The sequence below is a fragment of the Loktanella fryxellensis genome, assembly GCF_900110065.1.
GTDB classification, from domain to species: Bacteria; Pseudomonadota; Alphaproteobacteria; order Rhodobacterales; family Rhodobacteraceae; genus Loktanella; species Loktanella fryxellensis.
On sequence record NZ_FOCI01000017.1, the window covers coordinates 1 to 21,570 of the forward strand.

18 protein-coding genes and 1 tRNA gene are annotated in these 21,570 nt (G+C 68.8%); 11 read left to right on the plus strand and 8 right to left on the minus strand.

Annotated elements, in window-relative coordinates; translation table 11 throughout:
• The 7 genes from BMX16_RS12495 to uxaC all read right to left on the minus strand — a co-directional run.
• Positions 1-236: SDR family NAD(P)-dependent oxidoreductase (locus tag BMX16_RS12495; RefSeq protein WP_218139879.1), on the minus strand; the 236-nt coding region annotated here is incomplete at its 3' end.
• Positions 233-1,057, minus strand: a complete 825-nt coding sequence (gene kduI / locus BMX16_RS12500) for a 5-dehydro-4-deoxy-D-glucuronate isomerase (RefSeq protein ID WP_089904080.1) — start codon at positions 1,055-1,057, stop codon at positions 233-235. The genes BMX16_RS12495 and kduI, both read right to left, overlap by 4 nt.
• 16 nt (positions 1,058-1,073) lie before the next feature.
• Positions 1,074-1,379 (minus strand): cupin domain-containing protein, encoded by a 306-nt coding sequence (locus BMX16_RS12505; protein ID WP_089904083.1) that lies wholly within the window; start codon positions 1,377-1,379, stop codon positions 1,074-1,076.
• Positions 1,380-1,390: 11 nt separating this feature from the next.
• Complete coding sequence (locus BMX16_RS12510) at positions 1,391-2,671, minus strand: TRAP transporter large permease (RefSeq protein WP_089904086.1); 1,281 nt, start codon at positions 2,669-2,671, stop codon at positions 1,391-1,393.
• A 5-nt stretch (positions 2,672-2,676) separates the two neighbouring features.
• Complete coding sequence (locus BMX16_RS12515; RefSeq protein ID WP_089904089.1) at positions 2,677-3,210, minus strand: TRAP transporter small permease; 534 nt, start codon at positions 3,208-3,210, stop codon at positions 2,677-2,679.
• A gap of 69 nt (positions 3,211-3,279) precedes the next feature.
• The gene (locus BMX16_RS12520) at positions 3,280-4,254 is read right to left on the minus strand and encodes a TRAP transporter substrate-binding protein (RefSeq protein ID WP_089904218.1); all 975 of its coding nucleotides are present in this window, start codon (positions 4,252-4,254) and stop codon (positions 3,280-3,282) included.
• A 34-nt stretch (positions 4,255-4,288) separates the two neighbouring features.
• Positions 4,289-5,695, minus strand: coding sequence for a glucuronate isomerase (uxaC, locus tag BMX16_RS12525; protein ID WP_089904092.1), 1,407 nt, complete (start codon positions 5,693-5,695; stop codon positions 4,289-4,291).
• Between the two features lie 139 nt (positions 5,696-5,834).
• On the opposite strand from uxaC, the gene BMX16_RS12530 reads away from it, so the two are divergent.
• The 10 genes from BMX16_RS12530 (at position 5,835) to BMX16_RS12585 (ending at position 20,254) form a co-directional block, all read left to right on the plus strand.
• Positions 5,835-6,581 (plus strand): GntR family transcriptional regulator, encoded by a 747-nt coding sequence (locus tag BMX16_RS12530; RefSeq protein WP_245731526.1) that lies wholly within the window; start codon positions 5,835-5,837, stop codon positions 6,579-6,581.
• A complete protein-coding gene (locus BMX16_RS12535; RefSeq protein ID WP_089904095.1) occupies positions 6,578-7,474 on the plus strand; it encodes a sugar kinase in 897 nt (298 codons plus the stop codon). Before BMX16_RS12530 ends, BMX16_RS12535 begins: the two co-directional genes overlap by 4 nt.
• Positions 7,475-8,060: 586 nt before the next feature.
• On the plus strand, positions 8,061-8,948 hold the full coding sequence (gene galU / locus BMX16_RS12540; RefSeq protein ID WP_089904098.1) for a UTP--glucose-1-phosphate uridylyltransferase GalU: 888 nt from the start codon (positions 8,061-8,063) through the stop codon (positions 8,946-8,948).
• Between the two features lie 262 nt (positions 8,949-9,210).
• Positions 9,211-10,860 carry a diguanylate cyclase domain-containing protein gene (locus tag BMX16_RS12550; protein ID WP_089904103.1) on the plus strand — a complete coding sequence of 550 codons (1,650 nt, stop codon included), beginning with the start codon at positions 9,211-9,213 and terminating at the stop codon, positions 10,858-10,860.
• Between the two features lie 74 nt (positions 10,861-10,934).
• Positions 10,935-11,576, plus strand: a complete 642-nt coding sequence (locus tag BMX16_RS12555; protein WP_143058025.1) for a hypothetical protein — start codon at positions 10,935-10,937, stop codon at positions 11,574-11,576.
• 244 nt (positions 11,577-11,820) lie between these two features.
• Positions 11,821-14,232, plus strand: a complete 2,412-nt coding sequence (gene bcsA, locus BMX16_RS12565; RefSeq protein WP_245731527.1) for a UDP-forming cellulose synthase catalytic subunit — start codon at positions 11,821-11,823, stop codon at positions 14,230-14,232.
• Positions 14,229-16,514: a cellulose biosynthesis cyclic di-GMP-binding regulatory protein BcsB gene (locus BMX16_RS12570; protein WP_089904112.1), complete on the plus strand. Its 2,286-nt coding sequence runs from the start codon at positions 14,229-14,231 to the stop codon at positions 16,512-16,514. The genes bcsA and BMX16_RS12570 overlap by 4 nt, the downstream gene beginning before the upstream one ends.
• The gene (locus tag BMX16_RS12575) at positions 16,511-17,584 is read left to right on the plus strand and encodes a family 8 glycosyl hydrolase (RefSeq protein ID WP_089904115.1); all 1,074 of its coding nucleotides are present in this window, start codon (positions 16,511-16,513) and stop codon (positions 17,582-17,584) included. The genes BMX16_RS12570 and BMX16_RS12575 overlap by 4 nt, the downstream gene beginning before the upstream one ends.
• A gap of 62 nt (positions 17,585-17,646) precedes the next feature.
• The gene (locus BMX16_RS12580; RefSeq protein ID WP_177174655.1) at positions 17,647-19,071 is read left to right on the plus strand and encodes a tetratricopeptide repeat protein; all 1,425 of its coding nucleotides are present in this window, start codon (positions 17,647-17,649) and stop codon (positions 19,069-19,071) included.
• A 175-nt stretch (positions 19,072-19,246) separates the two neighbouring features.
• Entirely contained in the window at positions 19,247-20,254 is a 1,008-nt protein-coding gene (locus BMX16_RS12585) for a response regulator transcription factor (protein ID WP_177174656.1), read from the plus strand.
• 252 nt (positions 20,255-20,506) lie between these two features.
• Here BMX16_RS12585 and BMX16_RS12590 read toward each other — a convergent pair.
• Positions 20,507-20,590: transfer RNA gene (locus BMX16_RS12590), tRNA-Leu, on the minus strand.
• Between the two features lie 242 nt (positions 20,591-20,832).
• Between BMX16_RS12590 and BMX16_RS12595 the strand changes: the two genes are divergently transcribed.
• The gene (locus BMX16_RS12595; RefSeq protein ID WP_089904123.1) at positions 20,833-21,570 is read left to right on the plus strand and encodes a rhomboid family intramembrane serine protease; all 738 of its coding nucleotides are present in this window, start codon (positions 20,833-20,835) and stop codon (positions 21,568-21,570) included.

Consider the following 21,570-nt stretch of genomic DNA (forward strand, 5'->3'; position numbering starts at 1 on the left):
ATGGGCGCGCCGTCGAACAGCCCCTGCCCCGCCATGGGATCGGCAAAGTCCACCAGCACAGACGACGCAGTGCCGCCCGCCTGCGCGATCAACGCCACCGTCGCGTCGCAGGCCCGGCGCCCGGCGCAGACCACGCTGGCCCCCGCCTGTGCCAGTCCCACGGCGATGGCCTGACCGATGCCCGTGTTGGCGCCCGTCACCAACGCGCGCTTGCCGTTCAGTGAAAACATACTCACCGCAGCGCCTCCATCGAGATCATGTCCATGTCGGTGAAGTCGGTGTTGTCGCCCGCCATCGCCCAGCAGAAGGTGTAGGACCCGGTCCCCGCCCCCGCATGCACCGACCACGGCGGAGAGATCACCGCCTCCTCGTTCGCCATGACGATGTGGCGCGTCTGGTCGGGGGTGCCCATGATGTGGAACACGCGCCGGTCGGCGGGCATGTCGAAGTAGAGATACGCCTCCATCCGCCGATCATGCGTGTGGGCCGGCATGGTGTTCCAGACCGATCCGGGCGCGAACTGGGTATAGCCCATCAGCAGCTGACAGCTCTCCGCCACCTCAGGGTGCAGGAACTGCAGGATCACGCGCTCGTTCGCCGTCTCTGCCGATCCCATTTCCACCCGGCGGGCGTCGGACAGGGTGATCAGGCGCGTGGGACAGGTGCGGTGCGCGGGGGCCGACAGGAGATAGAAGCGTCCGGCCCCGGCGAAGTCCACCGCCCCCGATCCCATGCCGATGTAGACGACCTCGCCCCGCCCGACGGTGTGCGTGGTGCCGTCCACGGTGACGGTGCCCGCGTCGCCCACGTTCAGCACCGCCATCTCGCGACGTTCGAGGAACGTCTTCGTCCCCGTCTCGGGCACGTGATCCAGCGTCAGCGTCCCCGCACCGGGCACGGCAGAGCCGAGGATCAGGCGGTCGTAGTGGCTGTAGACCAGCGTGATCGCACCTTGCGCGAACAGGCCGCCCACATGGAAGTGGGACCGCAGCCCTTCGGTATCGAGGGTCCGGGACGTGGCGGGATCGATGGCGTGGCGCACTTGGGTGGTGATCATGGGAGGGTCCTTCGGGTCAGAGGAAGTCGTCACGCCGCGGCGTGAAGGTGTCGATCAGCGTGCCTGCAGCGGTGCAGGTGCAGCCGTGCGGCACGCCGGATGGAATGATGAGACTGTCGCCGGTGCGCAAGTCATGGTCCTGCCCGTCCATGTGAAAGGTGAAGCGGCCGCTTTCCACATAGGTCGCCTGCACGTGCGGATGATCGTGCAGCGCACCGACCGCCCCGGTGTCGAACCGGAACGCGACGGTCATCATGGCGGGCGTCTCGGCCAGCACCTGACGGGTGACGCCGGGGGCCGTGGTGACGATGGGATGGGTCATGGAGTTACCTTTCAACGGAACAGGGATGGCAGCCACAGCGACAGGGCCGGGATGTAGGTCACCAGCAGCAGCACGAACAGCCCAGCGCCGTAGAACGGCCAGACGCTGCGCATCGCCTCCCAGATCGAGATGCGGGCGACGGCGGCGGCAACGAACTGCACCGGACCCAAGGGCGGCGTGTTCAGACCGATGCCGAGGTTCAGGATCATGATGACACCGAAATGCACCGGGTCGATGCCGAAGGACGCGACGACAGGCAGGAAGATCGGCGTTGTGATGATGATCAGCGGCGACATGTCCATGAAGGTGCCCAGCACCAGCAGGACGATGTTGATCATCAGCAGGATCACCAGCGGGTTGTTCGACACCGACTGCATCCAGTCCAGCGCGATCTGTGCCACGTGCAGATAGGCCATCAGCCAGCCGAACGCCCCTGCCATGCCGATGATCAGCAGCACCATCGCAGTGGTCCGCACCGCCTGCTCGGTCGCGTGCCAGAAATCCGCAAGGCTCATGGAACGATAGATGGCCAACGTCACCAGCAGCGCATAGATCACCGCGATGCAGGAGCTTTCGGTGGCGGTGAAGATGCCGGACCGCACCCCGCCGAAGATGATGGCGATCAGGAGCAGACCCGGAATGGCGTTCAGGAAGTAGCCGCCGGCGCGGGCAAAGCCCGGGAACGCCTCGGTCGGATAGCCGCGCTTGACCGCCACCAGATAGGCCACCAGCGACAGCGACAGGGCGAGCAGGATGCCGGGGATGATGCCCGCTGTGAACAGGTCGGCGATGGAAATCCGCCCGCCGCCCGCGATGGAATAGATGATCATGTTGTGGCTGGGCGGCAGCAGCAGCGCGATCAGCGCCGACATCGACGTGACGTTGACAGCGTAGTCCGCGCCATAGCCGCGCGCCTTCATCTGCGGGATCATGATGCCGCCGACCGCCGCCGCCTCGGCCACCGCGGATCCCGAGATGCCGCCGAACAGCGTCGAGGCCGCGATGTTCACCTGCCCCAGACCGCCGCGGACGTGGCCGATCAGCGATCCGGCAAAGGCCACGATGCGGGCGGCGATCCCGCCCCGCACCATCAGGTCACCGGCGAAGATGAAGAATGGAATGGCCATCAGCGTGAAGACCGAGATGCCCGCCGACAGCCGCTGGAACACCACCACGGGCGGCAGGTCCAGCCACAGCACCGTGGCGAAGCTGGCGATCCCGAGGCAGAAGGCGATCGGCGTGCCGATCAGCATGAAGAAGGTGAAGACGCCGAACAGGATGGTGTAGGCCATGATCCTCAGACCTCGCTTGCGATGATGTCGTCAGCACGCGGCGCGTGGTCGATGACCTGCCCCGCCAGACGCCGCCACAGGTTTTCCAGCATGAACAGGCTCATCAGGATGCCGCCCGCGAACAGCGGCATATAGGTGAACCCGCCCGGCAGGCCGATCACCGGTACGCTGGTGTTCCACGTCCGCGCCATCAGCTGCCAGCCATAGACCGCCATGCCGCACGAGAAGATCAGGATGCCCGCGTCGGACACCACCCGCAGGGCATGCCCCACACCGGCGGGCACGACATAGAGCAGCACCTCGAACCCCATGTGGAACCCTTCGCGCACGCCCACGGCGGAGCCGAGGAAGATGAACCAGCTCATCAACAGGATCGCGGTGGGTTCGACGAACAGCAGGCTGTCGTTCAGCACGTAACGCCACCAGACCTGTGCCGCGACGATGACGGTCATGGCGATCAGGCCGGACGCTGCCAGCCACAGGGCGGCACGGCACAACTGCGTGTTCAGGCGCGACAAGGCGGTCAGACTGCCGGACATGGCAACGTCCCTTTCTGGCGGTGACGGTGGGGGTGGCCCGCGCCGGATGCGGCGCAGGCCTGAGTCAGATCATTCGGTCGCGCGGATGCGCGCGACCAGATCCTGTGCCTCGGGTGTCGTGACGTATTTCTGATAGACCGGGGCCATCGCCTCGATGAAGGGCGTCTTGTCGATGTCGGTGATGACCTCGGACCCGGCGGCCGTCACCTTTTCCAGCGACGCGGCTTCCTGCGCCGCCCACAGCTCGCGCTGCAGGACGGAGGAGTTCTGCGCCGCTTCGCGCAGGACCGTCTGATCCTCCGAGCTCAGGTTGTCCCAGCTCGACCGCGACATGGCGACCAGTTCCGGCACGATCAGGTGTTCGTCCAGCGTGAAATACTTGGCGACCTCCGCATGGCCAGAGCTGTCGTAGCTGGGAAAGTTGTTCTCGGCCCCGTCGATGACGCCGGTCTGGATGCTGGAATAGACCTCGCCGTAAGGCATCGGGGTCGCGTTGGCACCCAGCGCGTCCATCATGTCCACGAACACGTCGTTCTGCATGACGCGGAACTTCATCCCCGCCAGATCCTCGATCGAGGTGATGGGCCGTTCGGAATTGTAGAAGCTGCGCGCGCCGCCGTCGTACCACGCCAGCGCCACAAGATCGGCGACCTCGAAATCGGCGGCGATCTCCTCGCCGATGGGGCCGTCGAGCACCGCGTGGCTGTGATCGACCGAGGTGAACAGGTAGGGCAGCGACATCAGCTGGGTCACCGGCACGATATCGTTGAACGACCCGAAGCTGGCGCGCACCATGTCGATGACGCCGAACTGGGTCTGCTCGATGGTGTCCTTTTCCTCGCCCAGCTGGGACGACGGGAACACCTCGATGCAGATGCGGCCATCGGTGCGTTCCAGCACCTCGGCGGCCATCGCCTTGACGCCCTCGACGGTGGGATAGCCGTCGGGATGCGTGTCGGACGACCGCAGGGTGATCTCGCAGGCACTTGCGGCGCCGGCCAGCAGCGTGCTGGCCAACAGGGCCGTGGTCAGGGTTGTCTTGATGGTCACTGGTTTTCCTCCTCAGATGAATGGCTGATCACAGCCGGTAAGCCTGCTTTGCAAGCCGGTAGGTCAGGTCGTGGGCGACCTGTGGTGCCTCGTCCGCCGCAAGACGCCCGGTGGCGACGAGGGTGGCGAGGAAGGCGCAGTCGACCCGGCGGGCCACGTCGTGGCGCGCGGGGATCGAGCAGAAGGCGCGGGTGTCGTCGTTGAACCCCACGGTGTTGTAGAAACCCGCCGTCTCCGTCGTCATCTGGCGGAACCGCCACATGCCCTCGGGGCTGTCGTGGAACCACCACGGCGGGCCAAGGCGCAGGCACGGCCAGACGCCCGCCAGCGGGGCCAGTTCGCGGGCATAGGCGCTCTCGTCCAGCGTGAAGAGGATCACGGTCAGATCATGCCGGTGGCCGACCGCCTCCAGCAGCGGGCGCAGTGCGCGGACGTAATCGGTGCGCGTGGGGATGTCGTAGCCCTTGTCGCGCCCGAACTGCGCCAGCACGGGACCGGAGTGGTTGCGCAGCGCGCCGGGATGGATCTGCATCACGAGGCCGTCGTCGAGGCTCATGCGCGCCATCTCGGTCAGCATGTGGCCGCGGAACGTCTCCGCCTCCTCCGCCGAACAGCGCCCCTGCAGCGCCTCGGCGAACAGGCGGGCGGCCACATCCTGGGCCAGATCCTCCGTCCGGGCCGTGGGGTGGCCGTGGTCGGTGGAAGTTGCGCCGAAGTCCTTGAAGTAAGCCCGCCGGTTGCGGTGCGCGGCGAGATAGCCGGTCCATGTCGTCGCATCCTCGCCCGCCAGCGCGCCCAGACGCGCGACGTTGTCGGCAAAGCCCGGCATCTCGGGGTCGATGACCCCGTCGGGGCGATAGGCGGTGATGACGCGGCCGGGCCAGCCGCTGCCCTTGATCATCCGGTGCCAGTGCAGGTCGTCGGTCGCGGCCTCGGTCGTGGACAGGGCCTCGATGCGGAACCGGTCGAACAGCGCGCGGGGGCGAAAGGCGTCGGTCTGCAGCTGTGCGTCGATCTGGTCATAGATCGCATCGGCGCTGGCGGGGGTCAGGCGATCGGTGACGCCGAACACGGTCTGGAACGCATGATCCAGCCACATCCGCGACGGCGTGCCACGGAACAGGTGGAAATGCTGCGCGAACAGCCGCCAAACGGCGCGGGGATCGGCCTCGGTGGCGCCACCATCCGCACGGGGCACGCCCAGCGCCTCCAGCGGCACACCCTGACTGTGCAGCATCCGAAAGACGTAGTGATCGGGGGTGACGAAAAGTGCTGCCGGATCGGCGAAGGTCGCATTCTCGGCGAACCAGCGCGGGTCGGTATGACCGTGCGGGCTGATGATCGGCAGGTCGCGGATGCCGTCATAGAGGTCGCGGGCGATGGCCCGCAGCCCCGGATCCGTGCCCAGCAGACGGTCGTCGTCCAGCAGCGTCATGCGGTCCCCTCCTCCCCCACGCGATTCTCCCGGATCGCCGGACCGTCGTAGCAAACTGAAAACTAATATGCTAGTTTTTAGTTTGCCAGTTTTCGCCGGTGCGGTATGACGGGGATCAGGCGATGGGGAGTGACGGGACATGCTGCGGCAGATGACGGCGGACGCGACGGGCGGGCGGCAGGCAATGCAGGCGGCGGCGCTGCCGCAGCTTGACGATGCGCGGCGCCCCAGCGTGGCGGATCAGGTCTTCGATGCGCTGCAGCGCCACATCCTGTCTTTGGACCTGCCGCCCGGCAGCAAGATGTCCGAAGTCGAGGTCGCCCAACGCATGGGCGTATCGCGCCAGCCGGTGCGCGATGCGTTCTACCGGCTGTCCAAGCTTGGCTTCCTGACGATCCGTCCGCAGCGGGCCACCACAGTCAGCCTGATCTCCGAGGCGGCGGTGATGCGGGCGAAGTTCATCCGCACGGCGCTGGAGTCCGAGACCTTCACCATCGCCTGCGACACGCTGACTGCCGCCGATCTGGACGCGCTGCACGACCTGATCGCGGGCCAGCGCGATGCGGTGGCGCGCGACGATCGGGCCGGGTTCCACGCCCTCGACGACCGCTTCCACCGCGAGATCTGCGACCGCGCCGGCGTCGGGTTCGCCTGGGACCTGATCCACGAGAGCAAGGCCCACATGGACCGGGTGCGCATGCTGTCGCTGTCCACCGCGTCGCAGCGGCTGGCGCTGGGCGAGCATGTGGAGATCCTCGACGCCATCGCCGCCCGCGATGCGCTAGCGGCGACTGCCGTGCTGCGCCAGCACCTGTCGCGCATCCGCGGGCTGATCGACCAGATTAAGGCGGAAAACCACGGTTGGTTCACGGAAGGTGGCGCATGAGATACCTGTGCATCGGCGAGTGCATGGTGGAAATGGCCCCGCAGGCCGACCCCGGCAGCTACCGCATGGGCTATGCGGGCGATACGCTGAACACCGCGTGGTATCTGCGGCAACTGATGCCCGACGCACGCGTCGGTTATCTGACCGCCGTGGGGCAGGACGCGGTATCGGATGCGATGCTGGCGTTTCTGGCGGGCGCGGGTATCGACACGGCACACGTCCAGCGCCGGGGGGACCGGACCGTGGGCCTCTATCTAATCCAACTGACCGGGGCGGAACGCAGCTTTGCCTATTGGCGCGGGCAAAGTGCGGCGCGGACGCTGGCGCAGGACGCGGGCGTGCTGGATGCGGCGCTGACGGGGGCGGACGTGGCCTATCTGTCGGGCATCACGCTGGCGATCCTGGCGGATGCGGACCGGGCCCGCCTGCTGGACCGGCTGGGCGCGTGGCGCGCCGGCGGCGGTCGCGTCGTGTTCGATCCGAACCTGCGGCCCCGCCTGTGGGACGACACCGCCACCATGTGCCGCGCCGTGATGCAGGCCGCCGCCGTCAGCGACACGGTGCTGCCGTCGTATGACGACGAGGCCGCGTGGTTCGGCGACACGGACCCCGCCGCGACCGCCGCGCGCTATGCCGCCGCAGACGTGACCGAGGTCGTGGTCAAGAACGGCGACGGCCCGATGCTGGCCCTGTGCGACGGCACCACCGTGACGGTCACGCCGCCGCCGGTCGCCCGTGTCGTGGACACGACGGCGGCAGGCGACAGCTTCAACGCAGGCTACATGGCGGCCCGTGCCGGTGGTGCAGATCCGGCGGCGGCGCTGGCAGCGGGTGCCGCGCTGGCCGGGCGCGTCATCGGCACGCGGGGTGCGCTGCTGCACCTGGACGGCTGATCGGCTGCGGCTGTCGCACGTGCCACCATCACGCATGAACGGCCCGTCAGCAGACGCGCCAACCCGGTCGATCAGGCGGTTCAAGGCACTGCATATGCCCGTGCGCGAACTGGATCGGGCGCAAGCCTCAGGTGTTTGGACGGTGTGTGTGTCGTCGCATGCGGCAGCGTCAGGCCCGCCATGGCTGCGGTCCGGGTGGCCGCGGGCGTCAATCGTCTTGCGGCGGTCGGTGACGTGCTGGCTGTCGCAGTCACGGCCATCGGTTCCGGCACAGGCGCATGCGATCCCGCCAGTCGGCGGGCCGCGCGCCCTAAGGACCCACGCCGGTCATTTGCGCGCCGCCGTCCTATCGGGCACGCCGTCGGCAGTCGCCTCGCAACCGCACGACATGGATAGCAGGGCCGGTCTGCGGGCATGACCGCCGGGCGCGCGGCAGACCGGCCCGCGCAACGCCACATGCCCGCCTTTGGGTCAATAAAGCGACACCACCTGCGAAAAGTCGCCCAGCCACCACGTCGCGCCTTTCAAATGCCCGCATCAGACGGCATTGCTGCCAACAGTCTTTCAGTCAGCCAGAGGTGCCCCCATGCAACGTCCCGTCAGGAAAGCCGTCTTTCCGGTCGCCGGTCTGGGCACCCGCTTCCTGCCCGCCACCAAGGCGCAGCCCAAGGAAATGCTGACGATCATCGACAAGCCGATCATCCAGTTCGCCGTGGAAGAGGCGATCGCCGCCGGCATCACCCACCTGATCTTCGTCATCGGGCGGACCAAGCGATCCATCGCCGACCACTTCGACGCGAACCCCGAACTCGACATGTTGCTGCGGTCCAAGGGCAAGGACGAGATGGCTGACACGCTCAACTCCATCGTGCCCAAGGACATCGCCTGCATCTACTTTCGTCAGGCAGAGGCGCTGGGTCTGGGCCATGCGGTCGCCTGTGCGTCCCCGGTAATCGACGACGACGAACCCTTTGCGGTGCTGCTGGCGGACGACCTGATGCGCGCGCAGACCCCGGTGCTCAAGCAGATGATCGACCTTTACGACCGGACCGGGCGCAGTGTCGTCGCGGTCGAGGATGTGGCCCCGGACATGGTCAGCAGCTATGGCATCGTCGATGCGGACCTGCCGCATGTCGGGTCGTCGGGCCGCCTGCGCGGTGTGGTGGAAAAGCCCAAGGTGGAGGATGCACCCAGCAATCAGGCGATCGTCGGGCGCTACATCCTCGACGGGTCGATCATGAAGCTGCTGCGTGACCAGACCCCCGGCGCGGGCGGTGAAATCCAGCTGACCGATGCGATCAGCCGTCTGGTAGGTGCACCCGGCGTCGATGCCTACCGCTTCGAAGGGCGCCGCTATGACTGCGGGTCCAAGATCGGTTTTGTCGAAGCCACGATGGCGAGCGCGCTGGAACATCCCGAGTATGGCGACCAGACCCGGCAGATGATGCGCGACCTGCTCGACAGGGACGCATGACACGGGGCCGCTGCGCCCGCACACAGACAGCCTTCCGGTCGGGTCCTGCGACATCCGGCACCCAGCGCGACCGCGCGCCGTCGGGCCCTGCCCGCGACCGCGAGGCATCGGGCACCCCGTGCCCCCGCGCGTCATCACGTGGTGCCGCACCGCGTCCCGCGACGGGTGACGCGCCGCCGGCGGCGCGGCCCCTGTCCGTGGGGCCGCTGCGCATGCGGCACCAAAACGTGCGGCCCCTGATCGTGCCGCAGGGGCCGGGCCGGTGATCGCGTTCGATCTGGCCGCCTGCGTGCAGCTGCGCGGAACGGGGCCGCAGGATTATTTCATCATCGCCCTGCTGCCGGTGTTCACGATCATCACCCTGTTGATCCGGCGTCAGCCGCCGTTTTCGGGCAAGCGGTTCTTTCTGACCGCGAACTGGGCGCTGACGGCGTGGCTGTTCACCGTCGCGATGGAACTGCTCAGCGCGGACCCCGGGTGCAAGGTGCTGTGGGGCATGCTGGCCTATCCGTGGATCAGCCTGCTACCCGTCGCGTGGTTCCTGTTCGTCTGGCGCTATGGCCGGGGCGAGACGGGCCGCATCGCGCGCTGGCAATGGGCGCTGCTGATCGGTGTGCCCGCCTGCGGCGCGTTGGCCGCCCTGTCGTCGCCCCTGACCGGGCTGTTCTATGCCCCCGGCACGGCGCCGTCGTCGCCCGCGCCCGGCGCCCCCATCGCCTATGTCTACGGCCCGCTGTTCTATGCGAACGCGGCGGTGCTCTACGGCTTTCTGCTGGGCAGTTTCGTGCTGCTGGGGCGCGGAATCGCGCGGGCTGCGGGCATCAGCCGGCTGCTGTACGTGATGCTCTTCGCGATGACGGCGCTGCCCAGCCTCGCGAACGTGGGCTACGTCGCCTTCGGGATCAACATCGCCGGTTTCGATCCGACGCCGTTCCTGTTCAGCTTCGTCCTGCTGGCCTACGCTGCGATCATGTCGCTCAGCAACTTCTTCCAGATCTCGGCCATCGCCAAGGACATGATCTTCGACGGCCTGCCCAGCCCGATCGTCGTCGTCGCCAACGACGGGCGCATCATGGCGTCCAACGCGCAGGCGCAGGCGCTGATGCCGGCGGCGGCGGCCGCCGATGCGACGGTCTGGAACGTGGCGTCGCTGGCCGACCTGATGACGCTCGCCATCTCGGGCGAACGGTTGTCCACCCCGCCGGAGGTCCGCATCGGGGACGGCCTGTTCGAGGTGAGCCTGACGCCGGTCCGCGACACGCACCGGATCGGCACCGCCGGCACCATGGGCTTTGCCTTCGTCTTCTTCGAAGTGACGCAGCGCAAGGCGCTGCAGGCATCGCTGGCTGCCGCACTGGATGCCACGGATGCCAAGCTGGACGCGGCCCTGATCCAGAACCGGCGCATCGCAGACGAGGTGCGGACCGACCCGCTGACCGGTCTGTTGAACCGCCGCGCCCTGACGACGGAGTTCGAAGCGATGACGGCGGCGGGTGCCGCGCGCATCTTTGCCGTGATGGTCGATATCGACCATTTCAAGGCGATCAACGACACGCAGGGCCACGCGAGGGGCGACGACGTGCTGATCGCGCTGGGCACCTGCCTGCAGCGCGCCTTCCGCGACAGCGACCGCGTGTTCCGCATGGGCGGAGAGGAGTTTCTGATCCTGCTGCCCGACATGGATGCGGCCACGCTGGAGGCCCGGATCGCCCGCCTGCGCCGCGACAGCCAGATCGCGGGCGACATGCTGTTGCCGTCCACCATGCCCCTGCGCTTTTCCGCAGGTGTTGCCGCATGGCCAACAGACGCGGAAACGTTAACAGATCTGTTGGACAGCGCGGACAGGCGTCTCTACACATCCAAGTCAACAGGGCGAAACAAGACCTCTGGACCATTGACGGAGACAGGATGATGCAAGGGACCCCGCACCGCGTCGGTGGGTTGCCGCCGCGTGGCGGATCTGCACGTGCAGCACGACACATCGCCATGATCCCCTTCGCACTGACCCTTGCCGCTTGCGCCGCCGTGCCCTTCGTCGGTGGCCCCAGCGTGGCACGGCTGGAGGAAACGCGGCAATTCGCGGCGAAACCGCTGGATCAGACCTGGGCCAGCCCGCGTGGATCGCTGGTGATGATCGAACGCGATCTGGGTCCCGAGGCGGAACAGATCGTCGGCCTGACGAACCCCACCACGATCGAAGGCGACAATTTCCTGTGGCTGCGCGCCCGCCGCCCCGACCGGCTGAGCGGCGACAACTTCGACCTGCGCGATTTCATGTCGCGTGCCCCCGACGTGCCGCCCCCCTTCACCACCGTGTCCGACGACAACCTCAAGCGGGGTCGGGACAGCATCGGGACGTATTTCTACCTTGAATGGCGCAGCGGCGCGCAGGCGAACTGCGTGCTGGCGTTCCGCCGCATCGCGGGCGCCGAAGGACTGCTGCCCGGCGACGCCAGCATCCTCGAGGTGATGTTGCGCAACTGCACGATGGGCTCGGTCGAAGAAGCGCTGCTGCCGATCCGCGACGCCCAGATCGGCGTGACGCCGGCGGGCGGCATCCCCACGGCAGTGGCGGCGGGCGGCAACGGGCGCATGATCTCGCCCCTCGCGGCGCCGCCCAGCGAATGACCGGGGCCGGGATGCCTGTGCCGCAGCGACCCCTGCCGATGCGGTCCGCTGTATACACAGCCGTTGCCGACACGGCACCGCCGGCTGCCAAGCCAGCGGGCGGCCTGCATTGGTCCATCGCATCGCAGACCCCCGGCGCGCGTGACGCCATCCTGTTCGACCACGACCCGTGTGCGTCGCTGGCCCCTTGGCCGCTGCGGGCGATCCGTCGCACCGGCACGCGGCCGGACCCGGCGGGCCAGACGTGACCACCCTGCCCCGCGGCACGCGCACGGCACCGGGGATCGTCGTGACCACGGTCCTGTGGCTGTGTCTGGCGGTCGTCATCGCGGCCATGGTCAGCTTTCCCACCTCACCCGGCGCGCAGGCATTCCTGTCGATCGTGGCCGTCATCACGGTGGCGGCGCTGAAACCCTACGCGCGGCTGCTCGTGGCCCGCTTCTTTCTGCTGGCCACGGCCAGCATCATCGTGCTGCGCTACTACCTGTGGCGCATCCTCGACACGATGCCTGACGCGGGTCTTACCATCTCGTTCATCGTGGCCGTGATGCTGCTGGTGGTGGAAACCTATTCGATCATGGTGTTCTTCCTGAACGCATTCATCGGCGCGGACCCGACGCGCCGCCCGTTTCCGTCCACCGTGGCGCCCGCCGACCTGCCCACCGTCGATATCCTCGTGCCGTCCTACAACGAACCGGTCGAGATGTTGTCCGTCACGCTGGCTGCCGCCAAGAACATGATCTATCCCGCCGACAAGCGCACCGTGGTGCTGTGCGACGACGGCGGCACCGACCAGCGCTGCAACTCCAGCGACGAGGGGCTTGCCGCCCGTGCGAAACAGCGCCGTGCGGACATGATGGCGCTGTGCGCCGAACTCGGCGTCACCTATTCCACCCGCGCGCGCAACGAACACGCCAAGGCCGGCAACATGAGCGCGGCACTGGAAAAGCTGAACGGCGATCTGGTCGTGGTGTTCGACGCCGACCACGTCCCCAGCCGCGATTTTCTGGCCCGCACGGTCAACCACTTCGTTGACGACCCACAACTGTTCCTCGTGCAGACCCCGCATTTTTTCATCAACAAGGACCCGATCCAGCGAAACCTCGAACTCAGCGAGGCGGCACCGCCAGAGAACGAGATGTTCTACTCATTGATCCACCGCGGGCTGGACCGCTGGGGCGGCGCGTTCTTTTGCGGCTCCGCCGCCGTGCTGCGCCGCCGCGCGCTGGACAGCGTCGGCGGTTTCGCCGGCGAGACGATCACCGAGGATGCGGAAACCGCGCTGGAGATCCATGCGGCGGGCTGGAAGAGCCTGTATATCGACCGCGCGATGATCGCGGGCCTGCAGCCGGAAACGTTCGCGTCCTTCATCCAGCAGCGGGGCCGCTGGGCTGCGGGCATGATGCAGATGCTGCTGCTCAAGAATCCGCTGTTCCGCAGCGGGCTCGGGCTGCCGCAGCGGATCTGCTACATCAATTCGATGAGCTTCTGGCTCTTTCCGATCATGCGGCTGTTCTACCTTTATGTGCCGCTGGTCTATCTGTTCTTCGGGATCGAAATCTTCGTGGCCACCCTGGACGAGGTGCTGGCCTACATGCTGGGCTATCTCGCTGTGTCCTATCTGGTGCAGAACGCGCTTTATGCGCGGTTCCGCTGGCCGCTGATATCCGAGATCTACGAGGTCGCGCAGGCGCCCTATCTGGCGCGCGCGGTGATGCGCACGATCATCCGGCCCCGCGACGCCAAGTTCAACGTCACCGCCAAGGACGAGGTGCTGGACAAGGACTACATCTCTCCCATCCACTGGCCGCTGACGATCCTGTTCTTCGTGATGCTGGCGGGGCTCATCGCGCTTGGGGTCCGTTGGGTGGCGTATCCGGGCGACCATTCGGTGCTGGCCGTCGTGGGTGGCTGGGCCGTGTTCAACTTCCTGCTGGTCAGCATCGCGTGGCGGTCGGTGGCGGAAAAGCAGCAGCGCCGCGCGTCGCCACGGGTGCAGATGGATGTGCCGGGTCGGTTCTGGCTGCCGGACGACGAGTCCGCGCAGGCGGGCGTGCGGATCGTCGACACCTCGACCAGCGGCGTGCGGATGCTGCTGGACACCGGCCACGGCCTGCCGGGCGGGCTGACGGCGCAGACGCTGGTCGGCCATCCCATCGTGATGCGCCCCACGCTAGAGGAAAGCCCCCATCTGGAGGCGCCGATCACCGGCGTGGTGCGTGCCGTCACGCAGACCGCGCGAGGCACGCTGATCGGCGTGGTGTTCGACGCCGACAACCCGATGCGCGCACGCGAAACCGTGGCCTATCTGATCTTCGGCGACAGCGAACACTGGCGCAGCATCCGCCACACCACCCGCGCGCCCAAGGGGCTGATCGCCGGGCTTGCCTATGTGATGGGCCTGTTCCTGCGCGGCACGCCGTTGCTTCTGATCGACATGTGGAAATCGCTGCGGGCCGACCGGACCGGGCCGGACGCCGGGCCTGGGGACAAGCCCGCGCATCTGCTGGCCTTCGGGATCGATCCGGAGGATCGCAGCAGGGGAAATCCAGAGGATCCGGGCGGTGAGTCCCCGGAAGAGACCGAAGATCGCGCGTCTGCTGCCGACGCAACCACCGGCGTGCGCGGCGCGGTCGTGCAGATGGGGGCGGCATGACGGTGCGGCGCACACGCCTGCGCGGTGTCGTGCTCGGCACGCTGTGCGCGCCCGCGCTGCTGTCGGGTCACGCGCTGGCACAGGGCACGGTCCCGCCGCCCGCCGAGGACGGGATCATCGACCTGACCCCGCTGCTGGGCGACGGCTTCGACGCCGCCCCCGCTGCGCCGGAGGTTGCCGTGCCGCCTGTTGCGGCGCCTGTGCTGCCCGACGGAAATGCGGCGCTGCCGGCCTATCGCCGTGGCGATCCCGTCGGCGATGCCGCCATCGCGGCCGTCCCGTCCGGGATCGCCGCGCCGCTGCTGCTCTATCCCGCCACCAGCGACGCCGGCCCCGGCCTGCAACGGCTGTCGGGGGAATACGCGGCAGGCGCGCTGACCGTGACCGTGCCGCCCGGTGCGGTGCCCGAAAACCTGTCCATCACCTATCGCAACAGCATCAACATCCTGCCGGAGGACAGCCGCCTGACCGCGACGCTGGACGGCGTCTTGCTGGGGGATTGGCCACTGACCGCGCCGGGCGATTTCCAGACTGTCACCCTGCCCGGCACTGCGCTGCGCACCGGACCCAACCGCATCCAGTTGCAGGTGCGCCAAAGCCACCGGATCTTCTGCGGACCAGAGGCGAGCTTTGCGATCTGGACCGACATCGCCCCTGCCCGCAGCGGGATCGCGATTGCCGCCGACGCACCGATGCCCGATGCTAATGGCTTCCGTCTGGCGGCTGCCGCGCAGCTGGCGGCGGGGCGCGGATTGCCGCTGGTATCTGCCTCAGCAGTGCCGCCTGAGCTGGCCGCCGAGATCGCGGGTCGCCTGACCGGCACCGGGGCGGACCGTAGTGCCGCGCTGGTGCAGCGCAGTGCCTATGCTCCCGCCCCTACCCCCGCCCCCGGCGCGGCACCCGGCGATCTGGCCCGCATCACGGTGCTGGCCGCCGCCGACGTCCTGCCCGGCCTGCCGCTGCCCGCCTATGTCCGCGCCCCGGACGGCGCCATCGTTCTGGTCCTGTCCGACGACACGCCACCAGAGGCGCTGGACAGCGCCCTGCCGCCGCCGCAACCGGTCGCCGCCCCGCCGCTGGTGACCCCCGGCCCTGCCGTGCGACTGTCGGACCTGTCCGATGCGGACCTGTCGCTGCGCGCCCGCTATGCACGGGCCGCGGTGACCTTCCGCCTGCCCGACGACTGGCTGCTGCTGTCGTCGCAAAAGGCCCGGATGACGCTTCTCTATCGCTATGCAGAGGGTTTGCCGGAAACCGCGCTGATGCTGGTCAAGGTCAACGAGACGACGGTCCGGCTGTTGCCGCTGCACGGGATGGGTGACACCGACCTGCCGCCGCTCGACGTGAGCTTTCCCGCGCGGCTGCTGCAGCCCGGCATGAACAGCGTCAGCTACGAGGCGATCATCCCCGGCGATCCCGCCGACATGCCCTGCCCGCGCATCGACGGCGATTTCGTGCAGATCATGGGCGAGACCACGCTGACGATCCCGCCCTCGCCACGGATGCAGTTTCCCCGTCTTGCGCGCGGCGTGCAGGCGCTGACCCCCGCAGGGGTGATGACCGGCGATCCCGTGGCGGACGATGCGGGCCGCGACACCCGTGCGATTGCCGCGCAGCAGGCGCTGGCCGCAGGCCTGCCGCCGCTAGACGTCGCGGCGACCGGCCCCGCCACGCTGACCGTGACATCGCACGACAGGCTCGATCCGGCGGTGCTGACGACGCTCGGCCTCGACCGGATCGCCCTCGACCGCGCGCTTGCACCGCGACGGACCGCACAGGACGACACCGGTGACGTGGCACCGCCCGCCGCCACGACCGCCCAGCGGCTGCGCGGGACCGCGACGCGGGCCTGGGACTGGTTGCGCACACTCGCGTGGCCGGGCGATCCGGCACTGACCGACTGGCTGGCCGACCGCACGGGCATCGCGCTGCTGGTGATCCCGGACCCTGCGCGCCCGCAGGACATGCTGCTGGTGACGGGCCCCGCCGCGGACCCCGCGACGCTGGCCACCGCCTTTGCAGACGGGCGCGTCAGCCCCGCCGGACCGACCGGTCAGGCGGCGCTGTTGTCGGACGGCGGCACCTGGCAGAACTGGCGCCCCGCCGCCGTGCCGCCGCAGATGCGCGAACCGCTTGGTCCGCGCAACGCCCGCGTCGTGGCCGGCAACTATGCCTCTTGGTCGCCCGTGCTGTTCACCGGGATCCTAGCCACCCTGATGGCGGCGTCGGTCCTGCTGGCCCTTTACCTGATCGTCAAAACCAGAGGAGCGCGGATGCGATGAACCGTCGTGAGATGATCCGCGCGGCCCTTGCGGCGACCCTGCTGGTGCGCCCGGCTGCCGCGTTGGCGCAAGATGCAGCCCCGCACCCGCTGCAACCGGCATGGACCGCGTGGAAGGCGGCCGTGATGACGCCAGAGGGGCGCATCGTCGATGCGCTGCAGCAGGGGGCAAGCCATTCGGAGAGTCAGGGTTACGGCCTGCTGCTGGCCGCGACGCTGGGGGATGCGGCTGCGTTCGATGCCATCGACGCGTGGACCATGGCCCATCTTGCCGTCCGGCCGGATGCCCTGCTGGCGTGGCGCTGGCTGCCCGATGCGGCGGCGCCGGTGCCGGATCTGAACAACGCCAGCGACGGCGACCTGTTCTATGCCTGGGCGCTGGTGCGCGCGGCGGTGACGCTGAACCGCCCGGAGCTGATCCCGCGCGCCACCGCCATCGCCGGGGCGCTGGCCGCGACCTGCATCGTGGCCCACCCGGACGGCAGCGGGCGGCAGGTGCTGACCCCCGCCGCCGCCGGGTTCCAGCGCGAGACGGGTCTCGTCTTCAACCCCGCCTATCTGATGCCGCTGGCGCTGCGCGAGGTGGCAACAGCCACAGGCGTGGCGGCGCTGCGGATCTGTGCCAGCGACGGGCTGTCGATCCTGTCCGATCTGGCGTCCGCCGGCCTGATGCCCGACTGGATCGAACTGCGCGCCGACGGCACGGCCCCCGCCGCCGACCTGTCGGACGCGACCGGCTACGACGCCCTGCGGGTGCCCTTGTTCCTGATCTGGTCCGGCGATGCCGATCATGCCGCCGTCACCAATCAGGCCCGCGCGGATGCGGCGGCCCAGGTCGCTTGGGGCGGTGCGCCTACGCGGATGGACCGGCTAACGGGCCGCGTCCTCGAACTCAGCCCCGATGCGGGCTATGCGGCGATCCGCCGCCTGACGGCCTGTGCCGCGACACCGCAGCAGACCGGGTCCTTCGTGCCCGCCTTCACCACCGACCAACCCTATTATCCCGCCACCCTGCATCTGATGACGCTGCTGGCCCAGACGGAGACCCTGCCCCGATGCGTACCGCTGTAATCCGCCGAGTGATTTTCCGTCCTGCCCTTCTGCTGTGCGGCAGCGCCCTCAGTGTCGGCCTGATGCTGGCCACGCCCGCGGCCTTTGCACAGGACGCCCCCACGCCAGACGACCTGCGCGCCCTGCGCTATTATGTCGAACAGGACGAACAGGCCGCCGTGACGGCAGAGCTGCGCCGCCTGCGCACCGCCTTTCCCGACTGGACGCCGCCGGAGGATCCCGCAGCGCTGGTCGGACCCACCGGCGGCCCGGCAGGCGAGGTGGACGACATCTATGCCGCGATCGCCCGTGGCGACGTGGCCGCAGCCCGCCGCATGCTGAGCGAGACGCGGCGCAGCTTTCCCGACTGGACGCCGCCCGGGGATATGACCAACCTGCTCGCCACCGCCGAGGCGCAGGGCAAGTTCGACACCGCCCTGTCGCGCGGCGACGCGGAGGGCGCGTTGCGCATCGGGCTGGCCACGCCGGAACTGCTGCGCTGCACCCGGATCAACAACACCTGGCGGCTGGCCGAACTGGAACAGTCGCGGGGCCGCGATGCGGCGGCGCTGGCCGCCTACCGGCAGATCGTGGGGTCCTGCAGCGGCGAATCCGATCTGATCGCCACCATCGAAAAGGCCGACGCGGTTGCCAGCGAAGCGGATCTGCGCGCGCTGATCACGCTGGCGGGTAACCGCCTGCCCGGATCGCGGGCAGCCCTTGCGGCAGTGCAGTCGCGCCTGCTGGCGGGTCGCGGCGGGGCGGACGCAGGGTCCGCCGCCACCCCCCCCGCAGCGGCGAAACCGGCAACACCCGCGGCGGCTCCCTCGGCTGGCCCCGCGCCCGCGCCCGTGGCAGCCCCCGCGGCAGCGCAACCGGCGACCCCTGCCCCCGGCCGGGGCGTCGTCGCGGCAGCGGCGGTCGCAAGCCCCCTGTCACGCCTGCCGGCCAGCGGCGACGGACGGGTGGGATCCACCCGCAGCGCCGCCCAGGCGGGGGATTTCCGCGACTGCACAGAGCGCTCGACCAACCCCCGCTCTCTCGACATCGCGTACGAGCGGGCGTGGTGCGTCTACAACCTCGAACGCCCCCTCGAAGCGCTGGCGCTGTTCACGGCCGCCGCGAACGGGCCGCTGTCGGGGGTGGTGAAACGCGATGCCCGCTACGGCATGGCGCTGGCGCTGCTGAAGCAGGACATGACCGACGCCGCCTCGCGCATCGCCGCCGAGACGGATTTCGACACCAGCCAGCGCCGCACGGTCGAGGGAATCATCCTCGATCAGCGCGGTGTGCGCGCCTTTGCGCAGGGCGACTATCCCGCCGCGATCCGCTATCTCAACGCGTTGGAGACCCTCGACGGCAGTCTGCGCCGCGATTTGGGGCTGCTGCGGGGCTATGCCTATCTCAACGGTGGCGACAAGGCGACGGCGCGTACCCTGTTCGAGCGGTTGAACAGCGAACTGGAAACCCCCGAAAGTCGTGCCGGCCTGCGGGCGAGCCGGTCATGATGCGCAGCCGCGCCCCACGGGCTGCGGCGCCCGACGTCGCAGGTGGGACCGCGCCATCAATGCCTTGCTGCTGCCACAAAGCGGCTGCAATCGGACGGCATGCTCCTGCACACCACCGCAACCGCCATGCGGGTTCCCCGCCGGGGGGGTCGCGATGACGCTGCCAGTGGACGACATGACAACTTCGGAGAAACCGATGCGCATCCTTGCCGTGGACGACGAGCCCTTCATCCGCGAACTGCTGCCGCTGTTCACCGCCCGCGCCGGATTTCGCGACGTGGCGACGGCAGACGGCGGCAACACGGCACTGCAGATGATCGCCGCAGCTGAACAGCCCTTCGACTGTTTCCTGCTGGACGTGAACATGCCGGGCATGGACGGCATCACGCTGTGCCGCCGGATCCGCGCCCTGCCCGGTCACGACCGGACGCCGGTGATCGTGTTGACGGCGATGAACGACCGAGACGACGTGGCGCGGGCATTCGCAGTCGGCGCGACCGATTACGTCACCAAGCCCTTCGACCTCGTGGCGCTCGGCGCCCGGCTGGAAGCGGCCCGCGACCTGCGCGCGGCCCAGCTTTCGTCTGGTGCGATGGCGCCCTGTGCGCCGGACATCGTGCAGGGACGCGCGCTCGACCGGGTCGCGTTCGCCAATTATCTGGCGCAACTGGCCCGTGGCACGACCGGACAGACACAGGTGTTCGCCATCGCACTGGCCGAAATCGCCGTCCTGCAGCTGCCGGGCCACATCCTGGGCCTGACCGCCGCCACCAACCGGCTGACGCAGGCGATCGACACGGCACTGGGTGGATCGGGCTATTTCATGACGCCGACCGGACCGGGCACGCTGGTCGTGGCCACCGATGCCAGCGCCGCCTTGCCGGTGGCCCGGATCGAGGCGCTGGTGCAGGCCGCACTGGACGCGGTCCGCACCGCCGAGGCGACGGTGATGGAAACGCCCCGGCTGGTCATCAGAACCGGCCGTGGCGTCATGCCGGAAGCGTCCGATCAGGCTGACATCGATGCCGTGATCGATCGGGCGGCTGCGCAGCTGGATGGTCCGGCCACGCCGCAGCGCCGCTGGACGGCACCGTTCGCCTTGTTCGCACGGCGTCCCGCCGCGCCGCGCGCCGCGCAGCCGAGCAGTGCACGCATCGCACCGCAGGGCCTGTCGCGGGCCTGAGACCCGCTCTTGCCGCTACCGCGGACCAAGCCCGCGCGGCGCCGATCGCGGCGGTGACGGCCATGCGAATAGCCCGGGGCGCGATGACCCTGCGTGGCATGCCATTGGCCGTCAAATCAGTCGTGCGCCGTGACGGGCGGTCCCGCGCCGTGTGGAGGCGGTTCACCTGTCTTGGCCAGAGGCAGCCCGTGCACCGCGCACATCGCCACCGATCACGGTGGGTCAGATCACGGGCTGGCCGACCCCTCGTCGTGGTAGCGGTGGCGGGACTCGAACCCGCACTCGGTCAGGAAAGCGATTTTAAGTCGCTCGTGTCTACCATTCCACCACACCGCCCCATCCGACGAGGCTCCGCGCCTGCGGCTGCGATACCGCAAGGTCTGGATCGTCCGCAAGGCCGCCTGCAACGCGCTCCACGCGGCCCCCGTGCGACGACAGCTACTGGCCATGCCCCCCGGCGGCAAGGGGATTGCCACGCAATCCGCCGGCAACCCCCGCTCCGACCGGCGCGCCGGGGGTATGCCAAGAGAGCAGTAGACGCGCCTTGACTGCGGCCCGACGGGCCGCACCTATGGCGCATGTTCCCGATCCGCGATCACAACCCGTCCAGCCGCACGCCATGGGTGTCGCACGCGCTGATCGTGGCGAATGTCGCGATCTGGCTGTGGACCGCCGTGGCGATCACCGACGAGACGGCGTTGTGGTCGCTCTATTACGACTACGCGCTGATCCCCGCCCTGCTGACCGGGGGCGAGGGGTTGACCGGGCTGCTGACTGCGATGTTCCTGCATGCGGGCCCGCTGCATCTGGCAGGCAACATGCTGTTCCTGTTCATCTTCGGCGACAACCTGGAGGATCGGATGGGGCATGTGCCCTTCGCGCTGTTCTATGCCGCCTGCGGTGTGGCGGCGGGGCTGGCGCAAATCGCCGTCGATCCGTGGTCCGCCGTGCCGACCGTGGGCGCATCTGGGGCCATCGCAGGGGTGATGGGTGGATACCTGTTGCTGTTTCCGCGCGCGCGGGTCGACATGCTGCTGGTGCTGATCGTGATCTTCAAGGTGATCCCGATCCCCGCGTGGCTCCTGCTGGGCCTGTGGTTCGCGCTGCAGGTCTGGGGCGGGCTGGGGCCGCAGGCGGACGCAGGCGTGGCATACGCCGCGCATGTCGGCGGCTTCGTGGCCGGCATCGCCCTGACGCTGCCGCTGTGGCTGAGACTCGGCGGGCCACGGTTCTGGCAGGCGACCGATGGCCACCCGCCGCACCCGGCGGCCGCACCCATCGGTCCCGGCCGCGTGCCGCTGGTGCGCCGGCGCTGA